A 3,176-nucleotide genomic window follows, 5' to 3' on the forward strand; every position below is an offset into this window, starting at 1 on the left:
TCCGCATTTCACTTTTTTGTAGTAACTTTGCACCCTCATACAACAACAATAACATTACTAATGAAAAGGAAACATAATCCGAAACAAATCAGCACCGTATTATCGGTAATCATGTGCACGTTTGCCATCGCCCTACAGACAGCAAACGCTAACCCTATCAGCCCGCAAAAGGCGGCGCAGATCGCAAAACGATTCATAGAGAAACAATGTGGAATAAGATCAACATCTCAACACCTCACCACCTCAACATCTCACCCCCTCACCCCCTCACCCTACCATCTCTTCAACGCTGCCGACGGTCGCGGCTTCGTGATCGTAGCCGGCGACGACGCTATGGGCGAAGTGCTCGCATACAGCAAAGAGCAAACGCTCGACACGCTCAACGCTAATCCCTGCGTTAGGTTGTTGCTCGAAGGCTACAGGCAGGGCTACCAGGCGCTGAAGGAGGGAACAGTCGTAGCACACGCTCCTGCACGCACCGGACTCTTCACCAAGACCGTCACACCGCTGCTCAAGAGCAAGTGGGGACAGTCCGAGCCGTACAACGAGCTCTGCGGCTATCCCTACACGGGCTGCGTGGCTACAGCTATGGCGCAGATAATGCGCTACCACCGCTGGCCGGCACAGGGCAAGGGCGAGAACGGCTACAAGGTGGCTGCCTATGACGACGACGTGTACGTCGACTTCTCTCAGTCGCACTACGACTGGGCGAACATGCTCGACGACTACCGCTACCCCGTGCAGCCCACGAAGGAGCAGCGAGCAGCCGTGGCGCTGCTCATGAGAGACTTCGGCGTGGCGTCGTTCATGCAGTACACCCCCGCACTCAGCGGCACACAGGGTGTGAACGCATACAACGCGCTGCAGAAGCACTTCGACTACACGGCGGCTTACGTGACAAAGGCGATGGAGGGCGCAACACGCTTCTCCGAGATACTGCGCGAGGAGCTGCTGGGTGGCTGCCCCGTCTACCTGGAGGGCCGCCCATCCGGCTCAAGCTCGGGCCACGCCTGGGTCACCGACGGCTTCGACGAGAACGGACTCTTCCACATGAACTTCGGATGGGACGGCGGAGGCGACGCCTACTTCTCGCTCACCAACCTCAGCCTGCAGGAGACGGGCGACGAGTTCGGCAACAAACCCCTCGCGTTCAACCGCGCCATCACCGCCATACTCGCCCACCCGAACAACGGCAAGTATCCGGCAATAGACCCCGGACTGCTTGAGAACATGCCGCAGCTGATGTTCAACGAGGGCGGCACGTTCACGATGAAGGATGCCGCAGACAAGGCGTTCGACGCATACAAGGAGCAGACCATAGAGATGACCTCGTTCGTGAACAAGGGCAAGGCGTTCAAGGGCGACGTGGGCGTGGCTGTATACGACGCCGAGGGCAACTTCAAGAGCGTGGCTTACTCGGACGACCACGCCACAGGCGGATTTACGCAGCGCATCTTCGGCGACTACGGTGGCAGCATGGGCACCGACAACCTCATGGTGCACACACTCTCAACGAAGGTGAGCTTCGACGCCCTTCCCAACGGCTACTACCGCCTCGTGCCCGTATGCGCAGCTATGGGCGAAGACGGAACATGGGGCGACTTCCTGCGCATGAAGAAGGCACCGACAATCGAAGTGGAGCTCACCGACGGCAAGGGACGCATCTCCGAGACCTGCTCTACGGAGAATGTCGTCTTCCAGCTCATGAACCAGCCACGCCTCTCTGCCAATGCAGAGCAGGGCGAAAGCATATACGCCTACTTCAACCTGAAGAACCTCAACGGCATGCCACGCGACTGCTATCTGCGCGTGCAGCTGCTCGACGAGGCTAAGCAGGTGGTGCTGAACACACGTGTCGACCAGCTGACGGAGATTGAGGGCTTCACCGAGATGGAGATACCTGTTAAACTCTCGATACCCACCGACCTCACCCCGGCACGCTACGAGGTGAAGCTCGAAGCGACACGCGACCAGGAGGAGACCGACTTCTACCCTATCAACAACATACACGACAAGGATGCAGCTTACATCGAAGTAGTAAAGGCTGAGGAGAAACCGCTCATGGCGAAGGTGGAGGTGTTCTTCAGCGACAACTCGGAGCAGAAGGTAGAGTCGGGCGTACTCGACATGTCGCAGACTTCGCTCTTTAAAATCGGCGTACTGCTGCGCACCAACGAGAAACTCAGCTACGAGGGTCACGTGAAGATGATGTGCGAGGACGTGGAGCTCTGCGAGACGGTGGCTGTCAACGGCATCGACGATGACGTAACCGTGTCTTCTGCCTTCGACATTCCGCTCTACAGCTACTGGCTGCGCAAGAGCAGCGTGCCGTTCGAGGACGGACATATATATAAGGTGATGATGATGGGCGCAAAGAACGGCGAAGACATGGAGCTGAAGGTGGCAGACGCACCAGCAACATACATCAAGCGCGAGGGCGACCTGCTCACACTCACCCACGACATACCAACCAGCATTGAGTCGGCTGCGGCTTCTACCGTAAGCGTGAGTCGCGAGGGCTCGCAGATTGTTGTCACCGGCGAAGGCATCAAGAGCGTAAGCCTCTACAACGTGAGCGGCGAGCTGATCACCACCTCCCCATCACACCACCTCCGCTCGGCTTTTGCCGCTTGCCAGAGCAAGAACACCTCAAAGCCTCAACACCTCACCATCTCAACATCACACCTCGCCCCCGGCGTGTACGTGCTGCGCATAGAAACAGGCAAGCAGACACACGTCTACAAACTCTGCCTCTAAGACCACCTGCAAATCAGCACAGCTCTTAGGGCTAAGCATCGTAGGAGGCTACGGCATTCCTGCCGTAGCCATTGCAAATAGTTGTAATGATTTGTATTTCTGTTGTTAATGGTGGTGTGTCAAAACTCATAAATAGCACGCCCCGAAGGGGCAAAAGCACATAGCCCAGGGCAACGCCCTGGGTAAATATGCGCCACACTAACCCCACGCCCTGTAAGGGCAAAAGCCTAATTATTAAGCTGTTGCCCTTACAGGGCGCACTATTCAACATATACAATCAACACCCAGGGCGCTGCCCTGGGCTATGTGGTTGTTGGGCTTTCAGCCCACATTGATTGAGTTTTGACACCCCTCCTTTTGTTTTTATATCCATAGCAGAATATTTTTAACAACCCGTTGGCGGAATTAATTTAGCGCAT

Annotated in this window: 1 protein-coding gene; it reads left to right on the top strand. The window is 56.4% G+C overall.

Translation table 11 applies throughout. The features are described 5' to 3' along the window. The first annotated feature begins 60 nt into the window (after window positions 1-60). Window positions 61-2,757 carry a thiol protease/hemagglutinin PrtT gene (locus tag HMPREF0673_RS03670; RefSeq protein ID WP_083825689.1) on the top strand — a complete coding sequence of 899 codons (2,697 nt, stop codon included), beginning with the start codon at window positions 61-63 and terminating at the stop codon, window positions 2,755-2,757. Window positions 2,758-3,176: the final 419 nt, after the last annotated feature.

It is taken from the genome of Leyella stercorea DSM 18206, from assembly GCF_000235885.1.
Lineage (GTDB): Bacteria > Bacteroidota > Bacteroidia > Bacteroidales > Bacteroidaceae > Prevotella > Prevotella stercorea.

What these genes read in the sequence shown, in the direction of transcription:
- HMPREF0673_RS03670 (WP_083825689.1), top strand. Translation starts at nt 61, where the DNA reads ATGAAAAGGAAACATAATCCGAAACAAATCAGCACCGTATTATCGGTA.